This is a genomic window from Pantoea stewartii subsp. stewartii, assembly GCF_008801695.1.
Lineage (GTDB): Bacteria > Pseudomonadota > Gammaproteobacteria > Enterobacterales > Enterobacteriaceae > Pantoea > Pantoea stewartii.
The window spans coordinates 40,147-65,256 of sequence record NZ_VZPF01000007.1; the positions used below are offsets into that span (position 1 = coordinate 40,147).

The 25,110-nt window shown below is 51.8% G+C and carries 19 protein-coding genes; 8 read left to right on the forward strand and 11 right to left on the reverse strand.

Annotated features, from left to right (window positions below):
- The first annotated feature begins 78 nt into the window (after positions 1 to 78).
- Positions 79 to 1,473, forward strand: a complete 1,395-nt coding sequence (gene clcA, locus F7Q90_RS03180) for a H(+)/Cl(-) exchange transporter ClcA (protein WP_006122058.1) — start codon at positions 79 to 81, stop codon at positions 1,471 to 1,473.
- Between the two features lie 174 nt (positions 1,474 to 1,647).
- Here clcA and F7Q90_RS03185 read toward each other — a convergent pair whose 3' ends face one another.
- Positions 1,648 to 1,821 (reverse strand): GhoT/OrtT family toxin, encoded by a 174-nt coding sequence (locus F7Q90_RS03185; protein WP_006122059.1) that lies wholly within the window; start codon positions 1,819 to 1,821, stop codon positions 1,648 to 1,650.
- Between the two features lie 342 nt (positions 1,822 to 2,163).
- Between F7Q90_RS03185 and F7Q90_RS03190 the strand changes: the two genes are divergently transcribed.
- Positions 2,164 to 2,700, forward strand: coding sequence for a YbhB/YbcL family Raf kinase inhibitor-like protein (locus F7Q90_RS03190; RefSeq protein ID WP_006122060.1), 537 nt, complete (start codon positions 2,164 to 2,166; stop codon positions 2,698 to 2,700).
- A gap of 58 nt (positions 2,701 to 2,758) precedes the next feature.
- On the opposite strand, the gene proP is transcribed toward F7Q90_RS03190, so the two are convergent.
- The 4 genes from proP to F7Q90_RS03210 all read right to left on the reverse strand — a co-directional run bounded on the left by proP (position 2,759) and on the right by F7Q90_RS03210 (position 7,960).
- Positions 2,759 to 4,234 (reverse strand): glycine betaine/L-proline transporter ProP, encoded by a 1,476-nt coding sequence (proP, locus tag F7Q90_RS03195; RefSeq protein ID WP_006122061.1) that lies wholly within the window; start codon positions 4,232 to 4,234, stop codon positions 2,759 to 2,761.
- 332 nt (positions 4,235 to 4,566) lie between these two features.
- Positions 4,567 to 5,769, reverse strand: a complete 1,203-nt coding sequence (locus F7Q90_RS03200; protein ID WP_006122062.1) for an MFS transporter — start codon at positions 5,767 to 5,769, stop codon at positions 4,567 to 4,569.
- 218 nt (positions 5,770 to 5,987) lie between these two features.
- The gene (locus F7Q90_RS03205; protein ID WP_006122063.1) at positions 5,988 to 6,812 is read right to left on the reverse strand and encodes a CDP-diacylglycerol diphosphatase; all 825 of its coding nucleotides are present in this window, start codon (positions 6,810 to 6,812) and stop codon (positions 5,988 to 5,990) included.
- A 245-nt stretch (positions 6,813 to 7,057) separates the two neighbouring features.
- Positions 7,058 to 7,960, reverse strand: a complete 903-nt coding sequence (locus F7Q90_RS03210; RefSeq protein ID WP_006122064.1) for a LysR family transcriptional regulator — start codon at positions 7,958 to 7,960, stop codon at positions 7,058 to 7,060.
- 99 nt (positions 7,961 to 8,059) lie between these two features.
- On the opposite strand from F7Q90_RS03210, the gene F7Q90_RS03215 reads away from it, so the two are divergent.
- Positions 8,060 to 9,127 carry an SDR family oxidoreductase gene (locus F7Q90_RS03215; RefSeq protein WP_006122065.1) on the forward strand — a complete coding sequence of 356 codons (1,068 nt, stop codon included), beginning with the start codon at positions 8,060 to 8,062 and terminating at the stop codon, positions 9,125 to 9,127.
- An 89-nt stretch (positions 9,128 to 9,216) separates the two neighbouring features.
- Positions 9,217 to 9,870: an SDR family oxidoreductase gene (locus tag F7Q90_RS03220; RefSeq protein WP_006122066.1), complete on the forward strand. Its 654-nt coding sequence runs from the start codon at positions 9,217 to 9,219 to the stop codon at positions 9,868 to 9,870.
- A 44-nt stretch (positions 9,871 to 9,914) separates the two neighbouring features.
- On the opposite strand, the gene fumA is transcribed toward F7Q90_RS03220, so the two are convergent.
- Together fumA and F7Q90_RS03230 are read right to left on the reverse strand one after the other, a co-directional pair.
- Positions 9,915 to 11,561, reverse strand: a complete 1,647-nt coding sequence (fumA, locus tag F7Q90_RS03225) for a class I fumarate hydratase FumA (RefSeq protein ID WP_006122067.1) — start codon at positions 11,559 to 11,561, stop codon at positions 9,915 to 9,917.
- Positions 11,562 to 11,718: 157 nt separating this feature from the next.
- A complete protein-coding gene (locus tag F7Q90_RS03230) occupies positions 11,719 to 13,230 on the reverse strand; it encodes a DASS family sodium-coupled anion symporter (protein WP_006122068.1) in 1,512 nt (503 codons plus the stop codon).
- Positions 13,231 to 13,815: 585 nt separating this feature from the next.
- Between F7Q90_RS03230 and F7Q90_RS03235 the strand changes: the two genes are divergently transcribed.
- Entirely contained in the window at positions 13,816 to 16,593 is a 2,778-nt protein-coding gene (locus F7Q90_RS03235; RefSeq protein WP_006122069.1) for a flavocytochrome c, read from the forward strand.
- A gap of 67 nt (positions 16,594 to 16,660) precedes the next feature.
- Positions 16,661 to 17,716 (forward strand): FAD:protein FMN transferase, encoded by a 1,056-nt coding sequence (locus F7Q90_RS03240; protein WP_006122070.1) that lies wholly within the window; start codon positions 16,661 to 16,663, stop codon positions 17,714 to 17,716.
- Here the strand turns inward: F7Q90_RS03240 and dcuR are convergent.
- Complete coding sequence (dcuR, locus tag F7Q90_RS03245; protein WP_006122071.1) at positions 17,622 to 18,341, reverse strand: two-component system response regulator DcuR; 720 nt, start codon at positions 18,339 to 18,341, stop codon at positions 17,622 to 17,624. The two genes, F7Q90_RS03240 and dcuR, sit on opposite strands and share 95 nt — an antisense overlap.
- Positions 18,338 to 19,969, reverse strand: coding sequence for a sensor histidine kinase (locus F7Q90_RS03250; RefSeq protein ID WP_006122072.1), 1,632 nt, complete (start codon positions 19,967 to 19,969; stop codon positions 18,338 to 18,340). The genes dcuR and F7Q90_RS03250 overlap by 4 nt, the downstream gene beginning before the upstream one ends.
- 245 nt (positions 19,970 to 20,214) lie before the next feature.
- Here F7Q90_RS03250 and F7Q90_RS03255 point away from each other — a divergent pair, with 245 nt between their 5' ends.
- Together F7Q90_RS03255 and mqo are read left to right on the forward strand one after the other, a co-directional pair.
- The gene (locus F7Q90_RS03255; RefSeq protein ID WP_006122073.1) at positions 20,215 to 21,171 is read left to right on the forward strand and encodes an Rpn family recombination-promoting nuclease/putative transposase; all 957 of its coding nucleotides are present in this window, start codon (positions 20,215 to 20,217) and stop codon (positions 21,169 to 21,171) included.
- Between the two features lie 268 nt (positions 21,172 to 21,439).
- Positions 21,440 to 23,089 carry a malate dehydrogenase (quinone) gene (gene mqo, locus F7Q90_RS03260; RefSeq protein ID WP_006122074.1) on the forward strand — a complete coding sequence of 550 codons (1,650 nt, stop codon included), beginning with the start codon at positions 21,440 to 21,442 and terminating at the stop codon, positions 23,087 to 23,089.
- 74 nt (positions 23,090 to 23,163) lie between these two features.
- Here the strand turns inward: mqo and F7Q90_RS03265 are convergent, their stop codons facing one another.
- On the reverse strand, positions 23,164 to 23,451 hold the full coding sequence (locus F7Q90_RS03265) for a VF530 family protein (protein WP_006122075.1): 288 nt from the start codon (positions 23,449 to 23,451) through the stop codon (positions 23,164 to 23,166).
- 185 nt (positions 23,452 to 23,636) lie between these two features.
- Positions 23,637 to 25,103, reverse strand: a complete 1,467-nt coding sequence (locus tag F7Q90_RS03270; protein WP_006122076.1) for a pyridoxal phosphate-dependent decarboxylase family protein — start codon at positions 25,101 to 25,103, stop codon at positions 23,637 to 23,639.
- Between the last annotated feature and the right edge of the window lie 7 nt (positions 25,104 to 25,110).

The following is a 25,110-nucleotide window of genomic DNA, read 5'->3' on the forward strand; positions in this document are numbered from 1 at the left end:
AGGAATAATGCTGCAAATACGCTAACCTCTCGATTTAATTTGGGTCGTCAGTTTTCAGCAGGATATTTGAGGTCAGGCATGCGCGCTTCTGTTTCAAACCGACATGGGATTTTTCGGCCTCGTCGGCTCCGTCTGTTGCAATATATTATACGTCGAGACAAAACACCGGCCGCGTTGCTGCTGATGGCCGCGCTGGTGGGTGTGCTGACTGGCCTAACCGCGGTGGCGTTTGATAAAGCCGTTGGCTGGGTGATTCATTCGCGGGTCAACTGGCTGAGCCAGCATGAAAATAATGTCTTTCTTCTTGGCTGCTACGCTTTTATTTTTTCCGCCGTGCTGGCCGCGACAGGCTATTTTCTTGTCAGGCGCTTTGCGCCGGAAGCAGGCGGTTCGGGCATTCCTGAAATCGAAGGTGCGCTGGAAGAACTGAGGCCGGTGCGCTGGTGGCGCGTGTTGCCGGTTAAATTCTTTGGCGGACTTGGCGCAATTGGTTCTGGCATGGTGCTGGGTCGTGAAGGCCCGACGGTTCAGATTGGTGGTAACATCGGGCGCATGTGCCTCGATATCTTTCGCATGCGCTCCTCTGAATCCCGCCACACTATTTTGGCTACCGGGGCCGCATCAGGTCTGGCCGCAGCCTTTAATGCACCGCTGGCGGGCATTCTGTTTATCATTGAAGAAATGCGTCTGCAGTTCCGCTTTAGCCTTATCTCCATTAAAGCCGTGTTTGTAGGCGTCAGTACCTCAAGCATCGTTTTTCTTGCGCTGAACGGTAATCAGCCCATTATCAATATCGGTCAGTTAAAAGATGCTCCGATCCAGACGCTCTGGTTATATTTACTGCTGGGGATTTTATTTGGCGGTTGTGGCGTCGCTTTTAATCGCCTGATATTTACCCTTCAGGATCTGTTTCAAAGGTTGCATCAGGGACGAACATCACGCTGGGTCCTGGGTGGGGCGATATTGGGCGGCTTATGTGGCTTACTGGGGCTGATATTGCCCCAGGGCGTAACCGGCGGGATTACGCTCATCCCCGACTTTACCGCAGGAAACTATACGTCGATTGCCTTACTGTCCTTATTTTTATTGCGGGCGGTCGTCACGCTACTGTGTTTTGCCTCTGGTGCCCCAGGGGGCATTTTCGCCCCCATGCTGACGCTGGGCACCTTACTGGGTACCTGCGTGGGGCAACTGTGCGTTAACCTGTTCCCTGCCTATCATCTTGAAGCCGCGACGTTTGCCGTAGCAGGCATGGGCGCCTTGTTTGCCGCTTCTGTTCGGGCACCGCTCACCGGGATTATTCTGGTACTGGAGATGACCAACAATTATCAGTTGATCCTGCCGATGATTATTACCTGTCTCGGTGCGACACTCTCTGCACAGTATTTCGGCGGTACACCGCTGTATTCAACGATACTGGCACGTACGCTGGCAAAACAACAACCTCAGGAGGAGGGGGCAACGGCGCGGTAAAAGCATCCCGATTACGGCAGGCAGGGCGCGCGCCATCTGTAAAAGGATGGCGTCCGTATGTAAAGCAGACTGCGCGGAACAGGTGCGATATCACGCACAGGCTTGTGCAGGAAAACGTCTGGCAGAGAGAAAAGCGATCAGGAAAAGCCAGCCGGCACGGGCAGGAGAAAGGCCTTAAAACAACGCGAACATAAGGGCGACGGGGAAACTCATCGGCCAGGTTGCACCCACCAGAAAGGCACTCAGTAATTTAATGCTGAGTTTGTCGCGGGCGATAAAAAACGTAATGAGCGCGGCAACAAAAGCAACCACGCCGTAGAAAACCAACATGTGTTGATAAAGTGTCATTTGAGCCCTTATCCCTGATTCATGATTTGTTACGATCATGCGGTTTTTTGTGACTTAGATCAAGTATCAGACCTTTTGTGTAAATAAAAAAACAATGCCCTTCTAAGAAGGTAAACCGTAGAGCAGACAAGGTGAGCTGGCGATTTCATGGTGAAATCGTCGAAAGTTCAGGCGATTATGTAACAGCATGCTCGCGCTTACTGTAAGCCTTCATGCTGATGACAGCCCTCGCTTTCATAGCGCCTCATGCTTCTGCACAGCCAGGCTTTGCGACATATACTGTTTACGGCAACGTGCCTCACGCTTACCTCCTCTCAATACGGTTTCGCACAGGAGTACCCGGTGAATAAACTGATTTCTCTGCTATTAATTTGTTTGAGTCCTGCGGCATTGGCTTTGACGCTGCAGTCAAAAGATTTTAGTGATAACGGCGTGCTGGATAAGAAGTTCGCGGGCGCAGATAAAAGTAAGCCAGCCTGTACCGGGCAGAATGTTTCTCCTGAACTCAACTGGTCCGAAACACCGGCGGGCACAAAAAGCTTTGCCTTGCTGATGACCGATCCTGTTGGCGCAAAAGGGCTCGGGGTTACGCACATGGTGGCGTACAACATTGCCGCTGAACGCAGCGCATTTGCTCAGGGCGAACTGACGCAGGGGAAAGGCTATACCGGCGGTAAGAATTCACCGGGTACGGCGCACTATTATGGTCCTTGTCCCCCTGTGGGATCTGGGCTTCATCACTACAACTTTGTGCTTATTGCCACAGACCTGCCGCCGTCTGCGCTTGAAGCCGGTTTAACGCATGATCAACTGCTGAGTAAACTTAAAGGGCATGCGCTGGCTGCTGCAAGCACCGTCGCCCGTTTCGGCAATGACTAACGTGCTATGCGATCAAAAAAACACCCTGCATGTGCAGGGTGTTTTTGGTTAGTTTGCTTTATTTCGCGTCGGCTGGTGAGGGTGGCACTGGTTCTGCGCTTTTATCCAGTTTTCTAATCAGGCTATGCGCTTCAGCTTCAGTTGCCACAGCGGGGGATGAACCGCTTAACGGCTTACGGGCGGTTTCCCTGACCGTCAGAATCGTCAGTAATCCAATCACACCCGCCACCATCATATAGTACGCTGGCATCATGGTATTCTGCGTGGTATCGACCAGCCATGCTGTCAGTAACGGGGTTGTCCCGCCAAACAACGATACAGACAGATTAAAGCCGATGGCTAGCGCACTGTAACGAATATCCGTGGTAAACAGTGCCGGTAATGTCGAGGGCATTGTGCCGCTGAAGCAGGTATGGAGCACGCCCAGAATCAACAGTCCCGCAAAGACGGCCCACATATTATGTGTCCCGATCAACATAAAGCAGGGGATTGAGAGTAAAATCAGCCCTACCGCACCGAAACCAATCACCGGGCGGCGCCCAATGCGATCGGTCCAGCGGCCCCACATCAGCGTGAGCGGCATCATCACAAACATGACAACCATGACCAGTAACAGACCGCTCAGTTCAGGTAAACCCAGCACGCCGGTCAGATAGCTGGGCATATATGACGTCAGCATATAGTTCGATACGTTAAATAACAGGACCAGGCCGATACATTTCATCATCGGGACACGATGCTTACTTAGCATCTTAAACAGGCTCAGGCGCGGTTTGCTTTGCTCCAGTTCCTCCTGCTTTTGCATATGCTGTTTGAAGGCCGGCGTTTCTTCCAGTTTCAGACGCACATACAGGCCGAACAAGCCCAACGGTGCGGCGATAAAAAAGGGCACGCGCCAGCCCCACGACATCATCGCCTCGGACGAGATTACCGAAGTCATGACCGTCACCAGACACGCGCCCAGCAGGTAACCGCCAAGCGTTCCAAACTCCAGGAAGCTGCCCATGAAACCGCGATGTTTGTCTGTTGAATATTCTGCGATGAAGGTGGCTGCACCGCCGTATTCGCCACCCGTTGAGAACCCCTGCACCAGGCGGGCGACCAACAAGAGGATGGGTGCCATGATCCCGATAGAGGCATAAGAAGGGATAATGCCGATACAAAACGTGCCAATCGACATCATGATCATTGTTATCGCCAACACCTTCTGGCGTCCAATCCGATCGCCAAGTGGACCAAAGACCATCCCACCCAGTGGACGCACTAAAAAGGCGGCCGCAAAAGTACCAAAGGTGGCGATAAGCTGAATCGCGTTATTGGCATCGGGAAAGAAAACCTTACCGATGATCACCGCCAGATAGCTGTAAACCCCGAAGTCGAACCACTCCATGGCATTGCCTAATGCCGCGGCCCCTACTGCCCGCTTCAGCATGTCATTATCAATAACGGTAATATCATCAACAGTGAGTTTTTTTGGCCTTTTATTCCAGAAATGCTTTTTTGGCCTGGTTGACGATGAATGGTTAGTATCCATATTTTCCTCATACGACTTAAATGGGACGACCTATAGCTTTCGCAGCCAGTCAGCGAGGTTAACGGAAGAGAAGGAAGTGAAAGCTATAAGAGGCCAGTAACTTTAATGATAGAGCGTTCTTAACCGCAGCGTAGAAACATAGTCGATGAATGTCATTTTTTGCAAGTCTCTGGGAAAAAAGACTGTCTTATAAATGAGATAGCAGAAAATGAGTTTTTACTTTTATTTACATTTTGCCATGTTTTCGAAAAGGCACCGAGAGTGACCCGGGAGCCCGTTAAAAGTGGTGCGCGAAGACTCTCTGCCAGCCAGGGCTGGCAGAGGAGGGCACATCAGGCAGGCTTCGCCTCGGGCGTCCGGCCCGAGAACCACCACAACATCAAGGCTACCAAGGCAATGCAGCCTAATGCGCTAAAGGCAATACTGTAAGAGTAACGGGCCACAATCAGGCCTGTCATGGCCGGGCTCATGGACGCCCCAACGCCCTGCATCAGCATTACCACACTCTGGCCAGCGTTCACGTGCCCACTGCCGCGCAACAGCGACACGATATAGCCCGGCACGGCGACGCCCAGTATCCCGGCCGCAATACCGTCCAGGATTTGTACGGGAACCACGAAAAAGGTCTCCGGAAATTCTGCTGCAATAACCGCGCGCAGTGGCATCATTAACAGTGCGGTCATGATTAAACGGCGATAGCCAATGTGATCGACACGTTTAGAGACAAAGATCGCGACAGGGATCATCACTAACTGGGAAATTACGACCGTTGCGGCAGCATACAGGCCGGGATCCACCGTATCAGGTCCGGTTGAGGAGGCCACACGCATGCTCAGCATGGGCAACAGCGCAGCGTTAGCAAGATGGAACAGCAGCAGCGTCAATCCGGCCACCAGCAACGCCGGTTTGCGCGCCAGTATCCACAGGCTGAGCGTAGGTTTATCCGACGATTTATCGTCCAGGCCGCGCGCCACATCATGGTCAATATCGTCTGCACGAATAGCCAGGGTGGCGATAGCCGCAAATACCGCCATGACCATCATCAGGATGAACACCGCACCCAGCCCCCATTTCCAGGCGGCAAAACCTGCAAGGACAGCCGCCAGCGTATTACCCGCATGGTTATAGGCTTCGTTTCGTCCCATCTGACGGTTGAACTCTTTTTGCCCGGTCAGGCCCAGCGTTATACCTGCCACCGTCGGACCGATGAAGGCGGCAGCGATGCCCGCGACGATTTGCGAAATAATCGCCGTCCATGACTGATTGCTGTACCAGAGCAGTAAGGTAGCGACCGTGATAACGACACAACCCGCCAGGATAATAAAGCGTTTGTAACGTGTGGCGTCGGCAACCACACCCGCCGGTAACGTTGAGAGCAGTCCGGCGATACCGCCTGAGGTCATCACCAGGCCTATTTCATCCGGGCTCCAGTGGCGTTCTGTCAAAAAAATGCCTAAAAAGGGCCCAAGGCCGTCTCTGACGTCGGCCAGAAAAAAACTCATCAGGCACAGCGCCTGAAGTGACCGTTGTGACATGTGCTTTTCCCTGTAGCTGATAAGAAGGTGTGGGTAACGACCACATTTCAATGCGTAACGCAATGCATCATGGCAGTAAAAATACTCAGTAACATAACGTTAAAGTTACAAAATGAAAAAATTCACGTTTTGTGTAATTTAGTCTAATGACTGGCTGACTGTGTGAGGGGCACTGAGGCTGCCAGCGGTCAGGCTTTATGCCATAGCGTGCCATCCCCTTATTGATGCGGCACTGTCTTCATCGTTGCCACTGGGGAGGCCTGCGGAGGGAGCAGTGTTGGGTCGTGCAGAATTTCACAATTTTTATCCAGAAGCGATTCGACGGATGCCCGGTTCCCTTTATCCCAGCCTCGTCGCGTCACCAGCAGGATAAAGCCGTTTTTTCCTGAAAACGTGGCAGGAACAACGGCAATCCCGTATTCCGCCAACTGAGGCGGAGACAGATGAAAATCGCGGGCAACGGATGCAACAGGATAAATGCCCATCACACTGGGCTGCAGGACGCGTCGCGCATAATAAGTGTGCGTTAACAATTTGTCTGGCAGGGGATGCCAGTCATCCTGAATATAAGGGCGTTCAGCCTGTAACTGGCGATAGACATCTTCCCGCAGGCAGGTGAGATGAATATGCAGTTGATTCTGGCTGCGCCCCCAGGCGGAATTGACAGCCATGCCCAGCCTGTCTTCCGGCACCGTTCCGCCATACGCCGCCATTACGCGATAACGCATCAGCCACGCATAACCGAAATAGTCTGTGCGGGTCGTATACGACAATAAGGGGCTTTCGATACCAGATAACAAAAGTGTGGGCACCAGAATAAAATGATACGGATAACGTGGATTTTGAATAACGCTGAAGCCCTGCTGTTCCCCTTTTGCAAGATAGACTTGCTGGCAGGGGGCAGCATAGCCAGTGTACGCGTAGTTCACCCTGCAAACGTCGTTCGTCACCATCCACAACGCATCCTGGCGCGCACAGCCTGACAGCGCAAAAGCTATCCCTGCCAGAATACTCAGGCGGCACAGAAGGGGCAGGAGAGGCATCAGACTGCCGCCGGTGTTAACGTGCCGCGTGGCGCCGTACTATGTGCATAATCCGAAGTGTTCGCGCTCTGAAATGCCATACCTTATTTGTCCTTACAGGCTTATCCGTTCCACCGGCTACACAATAAATTAGCGCCACGCCACAATAAAGGCCACAGCGTGTGTGACAGAAGATCATCCCGTGCGTGTTTCTGCGCTGGCCGTGCCGAACGCCCGTCGGCCGCAGAGGTGAGATCTTTGATCACTTAGCGAATCACCAGCTGTGTCAGTGCGGATAACAAGGCATCTACCTTCGGCAGCAGTTGCTTACGGCGTGGCCAGATGACGCTCAGGGCCAGACCATCAGGCTGTAATTGTGGCAGGATAATCTCCAGTTCGCCTTTAGCTACGGCACTGTTTACCAGCCAGGAGGGCATTTGCGCTATGCCAAGTCCAGCTATGACCGCCTGGAGTTGCGCATCTACATCACCCAATGCCATCCGAAACGGCATATCTCGCCACTGGACATGTCCTTCTTCACGGGGGAATAACCAGGGTTTGGGCGTGTTATCCGCGCGTTCGTAAAGAATGGCCCGATGTTGCATCAGCGCCTGTTCGTCCTGTGGCCGGCCTTCGCGATCCAGCCAGGCTGGCGATGCACAAAACACCATTCTCTCTCGTCCCAGGTAGCGACTGCCCATTGAGGCTGGTAAATCGGCGGATCCGCCAATCCTGACCGCGACATCAATACCTTCGTCGAAGAGATCAATAAAACGATCTGAAAAGCTCACTCTGAGCTCAAGCTCGGGATGCTGCTGGCAAAACGGAATCAGCAACGGCATCACATTCAGGCGACCATACGTATGCGGCACAGCGAGTCGCAGGCGTCCTGACGGAATAATACGTTGTGCTGCCAGAACTGACTCAGCTTCAGCAAGCTCCTCCATGATGCGTATGCAGGTTTGGTAATAGGCGTTACCGGCATCGGTGAGCTGCAGCCTGCGTGTTGTGCGCTCCAGCAGGCGCGAGCCCAGCCGCGCTTCCAGCCGACTGACGCTTTTACTGACGGCGGAGCCGGTGACATGCAGACGTGCTGCCGCAGCAGTAAAACTGCCGCTTTCAACACTGGCAACAAAGGGAACAATATCCTTAAGACGTTGATCGTGCATGATTGATGAACTCAGGTTGAGAATGCTGTGAATAATTACCAATAATAGGAATTAAATTCTCTATTACGCTTAGCATTACGCAAAACGAGGAGAATTAACATGCAAAAACAGGCTTTGATTGTCGGAATCAGCGGGGTTATCGGGCGAGCGCTGGCTGAAAGATTAATGAAAGACGGATGGCAGGTCAGCGGATTATCCCGCGGTCGCGGCGCTGTTCCGCAAGGCTGCCACAGTCTGACGGCCGATTTGATCGATCCCGATGCGGTGCGCGCTACCCTGAAAGATACCAAACCCGATGCGGTATTCTTCAGCGTGTGGGCGCGTCAGGACAGCGAAAAAGAGAATATCCGCGTCAATGGCGGGATGATCCGTAATGTTATTGAGGCACTCGGCGAGCGCTTACAGGGGGCGCATGTTGCCCTTGTCACCGGGCTGAAGCACTATCTGGGGCCGTTCGAGGCTTACGGTAAAGGTGAGGTGCCGGTTACGCCTTTCCGTGAAGAACAAGGTCGTCAGCCCGTTGATAACTTTTATTACGCGCAGGAAGATGAGGTTTTTGCAGGCGCTGACAAGTACGGCTACCGCTGGAGTGTCCATCGTCCCCATATCATCATTGGCTATGCGCTCGGCAATGCCATGAACATGGGGCAAACGCTGGCTGTTTACGCGACCTTGTGTAAAGAAAAAGGCTGGCCGTTTATCTTCCCGGGCTCACCTGAACAGTGGAACGGCGTTGTGGATATGACCGATGCGGATCTCCTGGCTGAACAACTTGAGTGGGCGGCAACCAGTCCAGATGCGGCCAATCAGGATTTTAACGCTGTCAATGGTGATGTGTTCCGCTGGAACTGGATGTGGCCGAAACTGGCTGAATATTTTGGTATTGAAGCCGCTGCTTATCCGGCAAAAATGATGCCGCTCGATGGCCGTATGCAGGACGCTGCCAGCGTATGGCAGGCCATTGCCGGGCGCGAAAACCTGCGCGAGAGCGACGTCACCCGACTGGCGTCATGGTGGCACACTGACGCCGATCTGGGCCGTCCAATGGAAGCCTTTACCGATATGAGTAAAAGCCGTAAAGCGGGGTTTACCGGCTACCGCAGCACGCTGGATTCATTCATCCAGCTGTTCGATAAGCTGAAGCAGGAAAAAATTATCCCGCAGTAACGGGATTCGGCCCTGTCAGCGCAAGGCCATCGCCGCTGCGCTAAGGGTTATACTTGTAGTCTGACTGACGTGAAATAAAGACCAGGACGATGGCAACGTGTTTTATCATTGGCGCGGCGGGAAAAGTAGGTACCCACCTGACGAAACAGCTTTGCGCCAGACAGCATGCGGTCTCGGCGCTGCACCGTAAACCTGAGCAGGCCGAAGCCATCACCGTTGTGGGCGCGACACCGATCATGGGCGATCTTCAGAAACTCAGTGTTGAGACGCTGGCGCAGAAAATGACCGGTCATGAGGTGGTGATTTTCAGCGCAGGGGCGGGTGGTGCTGGCATTGAACTCACCAATGCTATTGATGGTCAGGGTCTGGCGCTGGCGGTTGCTGCAGCAGAGAAGGCGGGGGTTAACCGTTTTTTGCTGGTGTCGGTTTTTCCGGATGCGGCGCGGGGCGAAAAAACGTCTGAAGGCTTCGAGAACTACATGCATGTGAAGCGGCTGGCGGATGTTCGCCTGGTGGAAAGTCAGCTTGACTGGGTAATCCTGCGTCCCGGGACGTTAACGGATACGGCGGGCAGTGGCACCGTACGAGCCGGTTACGCCATCCCCTACGGAGCGGTTCCACGTGAAGACGTTGCCGCCACGCTGGTGGCGCTCGTTGAAACACCGCAACTGAATCACAAAATCATTGAACTGACCGCAGGTGATGAAAGCATCAGTCACGCTCTGCAACGTTTGCAGCGCTAAAAAAAACGGCCCCTGTCAGGGGGCCGTTTTCTGTTACTGCCAGCTTATTTTACACAGCGCGAGCAGTGTTCACGTTCGATATGCTGGAAAAAGTCATTTCCTTTGTCATCGACCAGAATGAAGGCCGGGAAATTTTCTACTTCGATTTTCCAGATTGCTTCCATTCCTAACTCAGCGTATTCCACACACTCCAGGCTCTTGATGCTCTGTTGCGCCAGAACTGCCGCGGGTCCGCCAATACTGCCCAGGTAAAACCCGCCGTGTTTATGACAGGCATCAGTAACCTGCTGGCTGCGGTTGCCTTTTGCCAGCATCACTTTGCTGCCGCCATTTGCCTGCAGAAGGTCAACATAGGAATCCATGCGGCCTGCTGTTGTCGGGCCCAGTGAACCCGATGCATAGCCTTCAGGCGTTTTTGCCGGTCCGGCATAGTATACCGGGTGATCCTTGATGTACTGCGGCAGGCCTTCGCCGTTATCAATACGCTCTTTCAATTTCGCATGCGCAATATCGCGGGCCACGATAATGGTGCCGGTCAGGGACAGACGGGTGGACACCGGATACTCAGAAAGCTGTGCAAGAATCTCATTCATTGGGCGATTCAGGTCAATATGCACCACCTCGCCCTCACCCTGTTTGCGCAGCGCTTCAGGAATATAGCGTCCTGGATTGGCTTCCAGCTTCTCAATCCAGATACCGTCGCGGTTGATTTTGGCTTTGATATTGCGGTCAGCGGAGCAGGAGACGCCCATACCGACGGGGCAGGATGCGCCGTGGCGTGGCAGACGGATAACGCGGATATCGTGGGCGAAATATTTTCCGCCAAACTGTGCGCCCAGCCCTAACTGCTGTGCGGCTTCCAGTAATTCCTGTTCCAGCTGAACATCGCGGAATGCCTGGCCATGCTCGTTGCCTTCTGTTGGCAAGCCATCGTAGTAGTGCGTTGACGCCAGCTTCACGGTTTTCAGCGTGCTTTCAGCGGAGGTACCGCCAATGACAAAGGCGATATGGTAAGGCGGACAGGCTGCGGTGCCCAGGGTGCGCATTTTATCGACAAGATAATTCTTCAGCTTACCCGGGCTGAGCAGGGCTTTGGTTTCCTGGTACAGATAGGTTTTGTTGGCTGAACCGCCCCCTTTGGCGATGCAGAGAAACTTGTATTCGTCACCATCTACGCTGTAGAGATCGATCTGGGCGGGCAGGTTAGTCCCGGTGTTGACCTCTTTATACATGTCCAGCGCCGCGTTCTGTGAGTAACGCAGATTGTCTTCGATATAGGTATTGTAGATCCCCTTTGACAGGGCGGCCTCATCACCTCCACCTGTCCACACGCGCTGACCTTTTTTCCCCATAATGATGGCTGTACCGGTGTCCTGGCAGGTTGGCAGTACACCTTTGGCCGCGATTTCTGAATTGCGCAGGAACTGGAGTGCCACATATTTGTCGTTATCGCTGGCTTCAGGATCATCAAGAATAGAGGCCACCTGCTGCTGGTGGGCCGGGCGCAACATAAAGGAAGCATCATGAAAAGCCTGTTGTGCCAGTAGGGTTAACGCTTGAGGCTCTACTTTCAGCACCTCCTGCCCGTCAAATTCAGCAACGGAAACATAGTCAGGGCTGAGCAGGTAGTATTCGGTATCCTCGTGGGTAAGAGGGAAGGGGTTCTGATAATAAAAAGGTTTGTTCGACATGGTATCTCACTTAATGACGTGCTGGCTCCTTTTGAGACAGGCTGACAGGAGCAACATCACAGGCGAATTCGTTGTTTATTATGCTTGCCAGCCGTAAGCGCAGGCTGGCAAGTAGTGGCATGTTATCGTATGACGCGCTGGATTGCACAGGGCGCGGTCAGAACATCCACACCATCCAGGGATAAGCAATCAGCATCATTGCAATCAGGAAGATAGCGCCGAAGATAGTTCCCAGTCGCCAGTAATCCTTAGTAGGTAAGTAGCCGCTGCCGTAATAAATAGGGCTCGGACCTGTACCGTAAGGTGTGATGATGCCCATCACGCCCAGAGAGGTACACAGCATCAGACAGAACACGGGCATATTGATGCCAGGAATCGAGGCGGCAATCGTCAACATGGCAGGCAGTAACGCCGTTGTGTGCGCGGTGGTACTGGCGAACAGGTAATGCAGCAGGAAAAAGGCAATTAACAACACGACCGCCGAGATCTGTGGATCATAGCCTTGCAGTAATATTCCTCCTTCTTTACCCAGCCAGGCGATAAAGCCCACTCTGGCCAGACCGTCAGCCAGGGCTACCAGCGTGGCAAACCAGGCAAAAGTGTTCCAGGCCGCTTTGTTGCTGATGATATCATTCCAGTTAAGCACACCAGTCCACAGCATCAGGATGATGACTAACAGTGCCGCCATGGCCGGTTCGATCCAGGCAGTAGCAAAAATCCACATCAACAGCGCACAGACCACAAACACCAGTAACAGGATTTCATTGCGGGTCAGTTTACCCAGTTTTTCAAGCTCTGCCATCGCCCAGCGTGGCACCTCATCATTCACTTTGACTTCAGGTGGATAGAACCAGTAAGCCAGCAGCGGCATGGTCAGAATCAGCAGCAGACCTAAAGGAATAAAGGCAAGAAACCACATTCCCCAGGAAATATCGAAGCCAATGACGCTTTTGACTAAAGCAAGGGCTAACAGATTCGGCGCCAGTGCAGACAGGAACATGGAGCTGGTAATACAGGCCGCCGTGATGGCAACCCACATTAAGTAGGATCCGATTTTGCGCGCGCTGGGATCGTTGGGTTTAGATCCATACAGCGGTGGCAGGTTGGCGATAATCGGGTAGATGGTACCGCCACTGCGCGCGGTGTTAGACGGAGTAAAGGGTGCTAACAGCAGGTCAGCAAAAGTGATGGCATAACCTAATGTTAAGCTGCGGCGGCCCAGATATTTCACCAGAATCAGGGCCAGACGACGACCAAACTGCGTTTTATCGTAGCCAGCAGCAAACATGAATGCGCCAAAGATCAGCCACACGGTTGAATTACCAAAGCCGCTGACGGCCCATTTAAAGGACTCCGTTGCGAGTTTAAATGTCGGATTGGCCAGTTCTGTCGGACTAAACAGCAAAAACTGACTGAAGAGGGCGATGACTACGACGCCTGTCAGACCAATTACGGCACCGGGCAGCGGCTCAAAAATCAAGCCTACAATCACCCCAACAAAGATGGCGAAGAAATGCCATGCATAAGGTTCAAGACCGGACGGTACGGGGACGAGTAATAAAAGCACTGCGACGATGACAGGCAGGGCTAGCATCAGTGCTTTATTTTTTTTGCCCGCAGCTGCAGGGGCTGCTTTAGGGGGCTCTTTCATGTTTGAGAGTGTTTTCATAGTGTTTTTCTACGAGTTAAGGATAATACGATTAACGCCCCGGCGAATTCTTCAAGACATTTTATTTATTCTACATTATAAGAATAACCCGTGGTGTTTTATATTCTTTTAACGTTTTTACTCGTGCGATGCAGAAAATTTAAGAAACCATGTGAATATGATGCGACTTCTGGAAAATAAAATTTTGATCTGGATCAAATAAGTTAAATTGTATTTTTTATGTTTTAACAAATTAAACAATAATCAATGAGGAACAGGTGAGTAAGATAGCATTGAATACTTTTTGCAACCACGTCAGGAAGAAAAAACACAGAGCGTTAATTTTAAATTATTGTTTTTAATCGGTTTATTTTACTGCTGTTTCACTATTGCTTTTTGGTAACTATTGATTAACAATAACCATACATCACGAAATCACTCCAATCAAACAAAATGTCTAAAGATATTTAAAAGTTAAATAATTAAAATTATGCCTTATGAAACTAAATTAACTGATATATTATGAGTATGACATCGGACCACTTAAATTAAATTAAAAACGTCCAGAAAGAATTCCCGGTTTTTGATATTTTGGAGTTAATCGCAATGAATACACTCACCCCAATTCTTAATCCCCTCACCTTGCCGCGTGGTGCAGTTTTAAAAAATCGTCTGATCATGGCACCAATGACAACCTGTACCGGATTTTATGATGGTACGGTGACCAGCGAGTTGGTTGAATATTACCGTGCACGTGCGGGCAGTATCGGAACAGTGATTGTTGAGTGCTGCTTTATCGATCCAAAAGGCCCGGCTTTTCCGGGTGCGATCGCCATCGACAGCGACAACAAAATACCCGGCTTAAAACGCATCGCTGACGCCATCAAGGAAAAAGGATCCACCGCGATTCTTCAAATCTATCACGGCGGACGCATGGTTGAGCCTGAACTGATTGGCGGTAAAACCCCTGTCGCGCCCAGCGCAATTGCGGCACCCCGTGAAGGGGCAACGACGCCCCGCGCCTTAACGGCAGAAGAAGTGGATACCATGATCACCAAATTTGGTGATGCCGTTAACCGCGCCATCAAAGCGGGTTTCGATGGCGTAGAAATCCATGGCGCTAACACCTATCTTATTCAGCAATTCTACTCACCTAACTCAAATCAGCGTGAAGACAAATGGGGCGGCAGTCGTGATAACCGCGCCCGCTTCCCGCTGGAAGTGCTGGATATCACGCATAAGATGGCCGAGCGCTTTGCGCATAACTCGTTCATCATCGGTTATCGTTTTTCGCCTGAAGAACTCGAAGTGCCCGGCATCCGCTTTGACGACACAATGTACTTACTGGAGAAACTTGCAGCACGGGGCCTGGATTATGTGCACTTCTCTGTCGGGCAGTTGATGCGCCCATCCATTGTGGATACCACCGATCCTACACCGCTTATTGAGAAGTTTATTGCCATGCGATCAGAAACCCTGGCGAAGGTCCCGGTAATAGGTGTCGGCGGCGTGGTTAACAAAGAGGATGCAGAAAAGGCACTGGAAAAAGGCTATGACCTGGTCGCCGTCGGTAAAGCCTGCATCGCTTATCCAGACTGGACTGACCGCATCATCAATAATGAGCACCTTGAACTCTATATCGACAGCAACAAACGTGAAGCTTTACTCATCCCCGAGCCTCTGTGGCGTTTCTCACTGGTTGACGCCATGATTCGTGACATGAGCGAAACCGGTCGTAAATACAAAGCGGGCGTTTATCAGGAGAAAGTTGAGGCTGAAGCGCTGAAGCTGAAAATCAACGTTACGCTGGATACCGATCGTATTACCGATATTTCCCTGGTTCCTGATGACACGCTGGATGTGGATTTCACCACCACGTTTGAAAGTCTGCGTAATCGTATTCTGGTGGCAAACAGCCCACATGTTGACGCGATTACCGGTGCGACGACACAGAGTGAAGCGCTGAAAAAAGCGGTCTCACGCGCAATGACCACATCGAACAAAGCACACGTCATTGAAGAGGGCGGCAATCCCAACGCGCCACAGCAGTATGACGTTGTGGTTGTTGGCAGTGGTGGTGCAGGGCTGGCCGCCGCCATTCAGGCCCACGATGAAGGCGCTAAAGTGGTGGTCATTGAGAAGATGCCGACCATTGGCGGCAACACCATTAAAGCCTCTGTCGGGATGAACGCCGCAGAAACGCGTTTTCAGAAGCTGAAAGGGATTCAGGACAGCAAGGAGCTGTTTTATGAAGAAACCCTCAAAGGCGGTAAATTTAAAAATAATCCCGCGCTGTTGCGTGAGTTTGTTGACTTAGCGCCGGAAGCCATCGACTGGCTGGCAGATCACGGCATTGAGCTTAACGATATCACTATCACAGGCGGTATGAGTATCGACCGTACGCATCGCCCTGCAGACCGCTCCGCTGTCGGCGGCTTCCTGATTAGTGGTCTGGTGAAAAATATCAACAGCCGTAATATCGACGTGCTGCTTGAAACCGCAGTTGAAGAGATCCTGTTTGAAAATGGCGCGGTCAGCGGCGTGAAGGTGGTGGATGAATACAATGACAGCCGTATTTTGAACGCAAAAAGCGTGATTGTGGCGACAGGCGGTTTCAGTGCTAACCGGGAAATGGTGGTGAAATATCGCCCGGAACTGGATGGTTTTGTCACCACCAACCATAAAGGCGCTACCGGTGCAGGCATTGCAATGCTGCAAAAAATTGGGGCGGATACAGTCGATATGGGCGAGATTCAGATTCACCCGACCGTCGAGCAGACGACATCTTACCTGGTCTCAGAATCGATTCGCGGTGGCGGGGCGATCCTGGTCAGCCAGGCAGGCCAGCGCTTCTACAACGAAATGGAAACTCGCGATAAAGTTTCGGCGCAGATTATTGCGCTGCCAGAAAAAAGTGCCTGGATTATCTTTGACGAGCAGGTCCGTATGAACAACAAGGCCGCTGATGAATATATTGCGAAAGGCTTTGTGATCAGCGCCCCGAGCGTAGCGGAGCTGGCGGTTAAGCTGAATATGGAACACCGTACGCTGGAAGAGACACTGCAACGCTACAACGGTTTTGTGATTAAACAGAAAGACGAGGATTTTGGCCGTCAAACCGCGCTGCGTCATCCGTTAAGCGAAGGGCCTTTCTATGCCATTCGCATCGCGCCCGGCGTCCATCACACAATGGGCGGCGTGACTATCAACACGGCGACTGCAGTGCTAGACACCAATAAGCAGGTTATTAACGGTGCCTGGGCTTGTGGTGAGGTCGTCGGTGGTATCCACGGTGCAAACCGTATCGGTGGAAACGCGGTTGCCGATATCATCATCTTTGGTATCCTTGCTGGCGCAAACGCAGCGGCTTTTGCCAAACGCTAAGCCGTGATATCCGGCATCCGTATAACATCGGATGCCGGTTCTTCTTTCTCCCCGAGTCCTGTCGCTTATGCAAACTGATTCGCACGTGTACGCCTATTCCGCCGTCCTGATGGGCTCGCCCATTCTGCTTAAGCTGTATGAGCATAATGAGGCGCTGGCAGGTCAGGTTTTTCGCTTGATCAAACAGTATGAGAATGTGCTTACCGTCAATCGCGAGCACTCCGAAGTGATGGCGATTAATCATGCGGCCGGTCAGCATCCCGTCAGCGTCAGTCAGCCCGTGTTTAGGTTAATTGAGCGTGCACTTGCGGTCAGCCTGCTGCCTGAAAGTAGTTTTAATCTGGCCATCGGACCGCTGGTCAAATGCTGGAAGATCGGCTTTCAGGGGAAAAGCGTGCCGGCGCGGGCAGAGATACAGGCAAAACTCGCTTTAACCCATCCTGAGAATATTGAACTTGATGCGGCGAACCGTTCGGTCTTTCTGAAGCAAGCGGGCATGGAGATTGATCTGGGTGCGATTGCCAAGGGCTATATTGCCGATCGGGTGCAGGCATTTTTACATGAGCAGGGTGTGGACAGCGCGCTCATCAATCTTGGCGGCAATGTGCAAACGCTCGGCGCGCCGCCTGATGCACCGCAGGAAGGCTGGGCAATTGGTTTAAAAAAACCCTTTGCCGCTTCGGACGCGCTGCTTGGGGTGATTAACGTAACGAATAAATCCGTAGTGACTTCCGGGATTTACGAACGTTACTTTGAACAGGAAGGGGTCTGCTACCACCATATCCTGGACAGGCATACCGGCTATCCGCTGGATAACGCGCTACTCAGCGTAACCATTGTGTCAGATCACTCAATTGATGGGGATATTTTTACCACGCTGATCTATGGCATGGGCATTGAAAAGGGGAGCGACTATCTGAAAGCCTATCCCGGCATAGAGGCTATCTTCGTGACGCGCGACAAACGCATCATCTGCTCGTCACAACGTCACTTTGATTTTACATTGCTGGATCACAGCTTCCGCTACATCACTGGCAGTACTGACGTAAAAGTGCGTGATACTCAGGCTGGAGACGGTAACGATAAACCGGACGACCTGTCACACCGTAATGAATGCTCGTAAATAAAATATTGCTTTGCGCCAGCCAAATCAGGTATTTGCGGCAAGATACACGAGAAATATTGACCTCCGTTGCCAGCTCATCGGTGGAAAATTCCGTTCCGGGATGCGCATCAATCCACAGGCAAAGCGTACGCAGTGTTTGCGGTGTCAGTCCTTTAGGCAGACGTTTTGTCTCGTTGGCGTTCGCCGGGTTGCCGTGCAGCAACTGGTCGACATCAGATTGTTGATAAAACTGATGATTATCCATGAGCCGTTTTTTTTGTCGCCAGCCGGTCAATGCTTCTTCAAAGCGCGAAAACTGAAACGGTTTAATCAGGTAATCCACAACACCATAATTCAGCGAGGTTTTGATGGTTGCCGCATCCGCTGCTGACGAGATGATAATCACGTCAATCGGACGACCGGCGCTGCGCAGCTCCGGCAGCAAATCCAGTCCGTTTTCCTGCTGCATATAGATATCCAGCAAAATAAGATCAACGGCCGGATCGGTCTGCAACAGGCGTTCTTTGGCTTGCAGTAACGTGGACGCAGTGCCACAACAGGTAAAACCGTCTATCTGACCGATGTAGCATCGGTTCAGCTCGGCCACCATGGCATCATCGTCTACAACTAACACATTGATCATTCGTTAATATTTCCTCTTTCCCACGGAAGCTGTACTAAAAACTGCGTGTACACGCCTGGCTCGGATTCGACGCTGACGTTACCGCCCAGACTTTCCGTTTGTTGCTTGAGTAAAAACAGTCCAACGCCACGATCTTCACCTTTGGTGGAAACGCCACGTTCGAAAATGGTTGCCAGCTGATCGGCAGGAATGCCGGGACCATCGTCGCTGACCTCACATGACAACCAGCCGTTTTGGTAGTGCAGCATGACGTGAATTTCACCGTCCATATCCGGGTCAAGCGCCTCAAGGGCGTTTTCGATCAGGTTACCCAGCACCGTTATTAATGCGGCAATTTGCTGTTCACTGCCGCTGTCTGGCAGGTAGCTGGCTTCGCTCAGGATTAGCTGATGGCCTTCATCCGTCACACGATTAATTTTGCTTAACAGGAAACCCGCAATGACCGGTGATTTAATCTTCTGCAACAGCGAACCGATTTCGGTCTGGTAGTTATTGGCCGTTTTAAGGATGTACTCTTCCATCTGCGCATAGTTTTTCATGTGCAGCAGCCCAAGAATCACGTGCAGTTTGTTCATGAATTCATGGGAACGTTCACGCAGCGCATCCACATAGTTTACCATGCCGTCGAGACGCTGCATTAGCTGACTGATCTCTGTCTTGTCCCTGAAGGTGCTCACCGCGCCAATGATACTGCTGCGACTACGCACGGGTACGGTGTTGCTGATCAGTATCTTGCCGCGCACATTAAGTTCTTCATCATATGCGGCTTTGCCATCATGCAACGCATCACGCAGATGGGTCAGCATTTGCGCATTTTCCGGTACGCGATCGCCACTCAGAAAGGCTTCACGCGTCGTCTCTTTCAATAATTGTGACGCTGCCTGATTGATCAGGCTGACGCGGGACTGATCGTCGACGGCAATGACGCCTTCCTTAATCGAATCCAGGATAGCCTGACGCTCTTCAAACAAACTGGAGATTTCGTATGGCTCTAACCCCAGCAAAATGTGCTTCAGGCGTTTTACTAATATGAAAATGCCCAGCATGCCGACCAACGCGCCTAATAATACCGTCCAGAAGATATTCCAGCGGCTTTTTGTGACTTGCGCGGCAACGTCATTCACTGAGATGCCAATAGCCACAACGCCGATTTGCTGATGTCTGGCATTAAACACGGGTGTAAACACTCGGAGTGCTTCGACCAGAACGCCATGATTAACCGCAACGTTCTCATGACCCTGTAAAGCAGGGTTAATATCCTCACCGACAAAATGTTGGTTAACCGCATCAGGATTCGGATGCGAAAACCGAATACCGCGCATATCTGTTACCACGACAAACAGCAAATCATTACGTTTACGCGTTGCCTGGGCGATAGGCTGAATGATTTTGCTGCCATCAGGCTGGGTCAGCGCCTGCTGGATTTCCGGGCTGTCAGCCAGCGTTCGCGCCACGGCCAGGGCCTTATCTTTCACATGCGCACGCGTGAAGTTATCAATCTGCACATAGTAAAGCAGATGTACGCTTAACAAGACGGTCATCAACACAGCAGCCATCATTAGAGACGAGAGCGTGCTGAGTTTCATGGGGCGTTTTTTAGACGAACGGTGGGGCCGGGAGTCATTCATAGTGAGTATCAGCAATAGTAAGGTTCGCGATGCAACATACGCGAAGTCGTACCACCAGTACAGTTTCATGGCCAGCGATCATCAGTTTAAAAAAACTCACCACACAGGCAGGACTGATTCAGGTCAATGCTGCTCCCCAAAAGTAAAGCTATCGTGCGTCATTGCGCGTGTTTTTCGTGCTTATCCCCCAGAGGCTTCTTATTGCCACAATGAAATGTCAGCTTGTTATTCTGGAGTCAGGGTTGATGAAGAAGAAGAACGGCACACCAATGCCTCACGATGCAACGTTTCGACAATTTCTCTCGCAGCCCGAGATTGCACGTGACTTTATGGAATTGCATCTTCCCGCCGAATTAGGTGCTATTTGTGATCTGAATACATTGAAACTGGAATCCGGCTCTTTTGTGGAAGACGACCTTCGCCAGTATTTCAGTGATGTTCTCTACAGTCTGAAAACGACACGAGACGAGAAGGGCTATATCCATGTACTGATCGAACATCAGTCCTCCCCGGATAAACTGATGGCTTTCAGATTACTGCGATACGCGGTGGCGGCCATGCAACGTCACCTTGAAGCCGGCCACAAAAGCCTGCCGCTGGTGATTCCTGTCCTCTTCTATACCGGGAAACGTAGCCCCTATCCCTACTCGACCCGTTGGCTCGATGCATTCAGCGATCCCGTACTGGCAGCCCGACTCTATGCCGAACCCTTCCCGCTGGTGGATGTCACCGTGATTCCTGATGAAGAAATTGCGGGTCATCGCAGTATGGCCGCGCTGACACTGCTCCAGAAGCATATCCATCAGCGTGATTTTGCGGAGCTGATGGATACGCTTGTCCCGGTATTGCTGGCAGGCTATCTTTCTTCATCACAAGTCATATCATTGATACACTACATTGTGCAGACAGGGGAAACTTCGGATGCCGAAGCCCTGGTCAGAGAACTGGCACAACGTGTGCCGCAACATGGAGACGAACTAATGACCATCGCGCAGCAGCTCGAACAAAAAGGCATCGAAAAGGGCATGGAGAAAGGTATCGAAAAGGGCATTCAACTGGGACGTGAAGCGGGTCGTTCTGAAGGGGAACGTGAAGCCACGCTGAAAATTGCCCGTACTATGTTGCAAAACGGCCTGGATAACGAGACGGTAATGAAAATGACGGGTCTTAATGCGGATGATCTGGCGCAGATCCGTCACTGAGGATCCCCTTGACCGGTCAGTGATAAAGAGCCGCTGTTATCACCGTTGAAAGACTCACTACCCGTAATATCTTATCGGCTTTGTTGAATAAATGGATTTTATGCTGTGGTACTATGAAAACGGTTGTTTCAGATAACATAAAATCAATGCGTTACATGCTTGCGTATGACGGTGTTCTGTCTGGCATCAGCGTTTTCTACCAAAACAGTGCAGACAAAACAGAATGATTACCTATTATTCAACAAAGCCCGTTAATTGTAGATTCCGAATGATTAAATCAACTAAATTCGTACCTGCACTTTCGCTTGCAGCGTTACTCGTTTCTTCAGTCACCCATGCTGAAAATTCACCAGAAAAAACAGACGTTCTGCTGATCGGCGGCGGTATCATGAGTGCTTCTCTGGGCACCCTGCTGGAAGAGCTACAACCGGGCTGGAAACAGATCATGGTTGAGAAGCTTGATGGTGTGGCACTTGAATCCTCGAATGGCTGGAATAATGCCGGTACCGGCCACTCCGCCAATATGGAACTGAACTACACGCCTGAGCGTGCTGATGGTTCTATTGACGTGACCAAAGCGCTGGAAATTAACGAAGCCTTCATGATCTCCCGCCAGTTCTGGAGTTCTCAGGTGAAAGACGGCGTGTTAAATAACCCGCGTTCATTTATCAACTCTACGCCGCATATGAGTTTTGTATGGGGCGATAATGTGGATTATCTGACTAAGCGCTACGCGGCGTTGCAGAAAACCGTCCTGTTCCAGGGTATGCAGTTCTCCACCGATCACAAACAGATTGCGCAGTGGGCACCTCTGGTGATGGAAGGTCGCGACCCTCAACAAAAAGTGGCTGCAACCTGGACGCCTGTCGGGACCGACGTTAACTACGGTGAAATTACCCGTCAGTTGATTGGTAGCCTGAAGAAACATGATAATTTCCGTCTGGAAACGTCTTCTGAAGTCACTGACTTCAAACGTAACAGCGATAACTCCTGGCACGTGACCATCAAAGATGCCAAAAATGGCGGCGAACGCACGGTAGACGCAAAATATGTGTTCATCGGCGCGGGCGGCGGTGCGCTGAAGTTACTGCAAAAAACCGGCATTCCCGAAGCGGATAATTATGCAGGTTTCCCGGTTGGCGGCTCATTCCTGGTCACCAAAAACCCGCAGATTGCTGAGCGTCATTTAGCCAAAGTTTACGGTCAGGCTTCTGTGGGTGCGCCACCGATGTCCGTTCCACATCTTGATACACGCTACTTCGATGGCAAACGTGTTGTGTTGTTTGGACCTTTCGCCACGTTCTCAACCAAGTTCCTGAAAAACGGTTCGCTGTTTGACTTGCTGAGCTCGACGACGACTCACAACTTTATGCCAATGACCCATGTGGGCCTGGATAACTTCGATCTGGTGAAATACCTGATTGGTCAGGTCATGTTGAGCGATGATGACCGCTTTGCTGCGCTGAGAGAATACTATCCTGATGCGAAGAAAGAAGACTGGACGCTGATCCAGGCCGGTCAACGTGTACAGATCATCAAGAAAGATGCAGAGAAAGGTGGCGTGCTGAAACTCGGTACAGAAATCGTGACCGATCAGCAGAAAACCGTTGCTGCACTGCTGGGCGCATCGCCAGGCGCATCAACCGCTGCACCTATTGCGATTAACGTTATGCAGAAACTGTTCCCGGAGCAATTCAAGTCTGCGGAATGGCAGGAAAAAATCCGTAAAATTGTTCCTGCTTACGGTCAGAAACTGAACGACAATCCTGCACTGACACAGCAGGTGTGGGATGAAACGGCTGCAACGCTGCAGCTGACGAAGCCACCGGTTATTAACATGGGCACTAAGCCTGCTGAAGCTCCCGCGGCGAAAAGTGATAAAACACCTGAACCAGCGAAGCACGATATGGCGCTGTAATGCCATAATATGAAAAAGCCCGCGTCAGTGATGACGCGGGCTTTTTTACGTCTGAAGCGTGTGCGCAATCTTCATCAGGTTTTATCACGGCGCCAACTGGACCACGGATCTTCATCGGATGACGGTGCGGAATCCGGTTGCGCGTCATCCCGTGAAGCCAGGTACAGGGCTTCCACTTCAGCACGCGCCCAGGGCGTCCGGCGAAGAAACTTCAGGCTGGACCTCACACTGGGATCGTTTTTAAAACAGTTGATATTGATACGCTTGCTCAGTTCAGCCCAGCCATATCGTGCCACCAGGCTGTTGACCTGCATTTCAAGTGTAATACCGTGCAGGGGATCGTTAGAGACGTGAGCGGTCATAGTCTTTCCGGTAAATGCTGTAAAAGTCTTATCCTGCAGCACGATGCTGCGTGGCGCAAGTCAGTTCAGTCAGGGGCGCTGTGGGGCGACATTGTCCACCGACACGATAAGCCTTGCGGACAGTCTGCACAAATAAATAAGGCCGGTAAAAATTACCGGCCTGAGTCAGGCAGAATAAGAAAGGCTTACAGCAATGACTGTGCTGTTTTCTCCAGGAGTGCCAGCAGGACAGTAATGTCCTCCAGGGTCACCGTTGGGTTCAACAACGTCATTTTCAGGCAGGTCATACCGTTATGCTCGGTCACGCCGACATTGGCCCGGCCGGATTCCAGCAATGCATCGCCGATGCGCTGGTTGAACAGCGCAATGTCAGCATCGCTCCAGCCCGCGGACTGATGTGGGCGATAACGGAACAGGACGCTCGCCAGCTGAGGTTTCATTACCAGCTCCAGCGCATCCTGCTGTTCAATAAACTGCGCAACCTGCTGTGCCAGCGTGACGCCGTGATCGATAATTTCGGCGTACTGTTTCTGGCCCAGCGCTTCCAGTCCCATCCACAGCTTCAGCGCATCGAAACGACGCGTGGTTTGCAGAGATTTTGATACCAGGTTTGGTACGCCCTGTGCCTCATCAAATTCAGAGTTCAGGTAAGCGGCCTGATAGCGCATCAGCTCATAGTGACGGGCTTCTTTTAACAGGAAAGCGCCACAGCTGATTGTCTGGAAGAATTGTTTATGGAAATCCAGCGTAACGGAATCCACCAGCTCCAGACCATCCAGGTAGTGACGATATTTCTCGGACAGCAGCAGCGCGCCGCCCCAGGCCGCATCAACGTGAACCCAGATGTGCTGCTCAGCCGCCAGCCTGACAATCTCACGTAACGGATCGATAGCACCCGCATCCGTTGTGCCCGCCGTCGCGACAATCGCCAGCACCTGCTCGTTGTTGGCTTTGGCCTGTGCCAGTTTCTGAGCCAGGTCCGTCATATCCATGCGCGCAAACTCGTCGCATTTCACCAACGTGACCGACTGGTAGCCTAAGCCGAGCAGGGCCATATTTTTCTGCACTGAGAAGTGCGCGTTTTCCGAACAGAAAACTTTGATTTTTTTCAGATCGCCAGTCAGGCCGTCCTGCTGCACGGAATGACCCTGACGGGCAAAGAAGGCATCGCGTGCCAGCATCAGCCCCATCAGATTGCTCTGCGTGCCGCCACTGGTAAAGACGCCTGCATCACCCGCCTGATAACCAACCTGCTCGCGCAACCACTCGATCAGCTTCATTTCGATAAGCGTGGCAGAAGGCGCCTGATCCCACGAGTCCATACTCTGGTTCGTGGCGTTGATCAGTACTTCAGCGGCCTGGCTGATAACCAGACTTGGGCAATGTAAATGCGCAACACACTGGGGATGATGAACAGACAGGCTGTCTTTCAGGAAATACTCAATCGCGCGCTCAATGGCGGCCTGGTTACCCAGGCCTTCTGGATTAAAGTCCAGCTTGATGCGTTCGCGGAGTTCTGCAACCGTTTTGCCCTGATACATTTCAGGCTGTTCCAGCCACTTAACAACGGCCGCGCTGCTTTGAGCGATAGCCTGCTGATAAGCCTCGGTGCTTTGCACCGAGGACGCCAGAATAGGATTTGACCGTGACATCGAACTT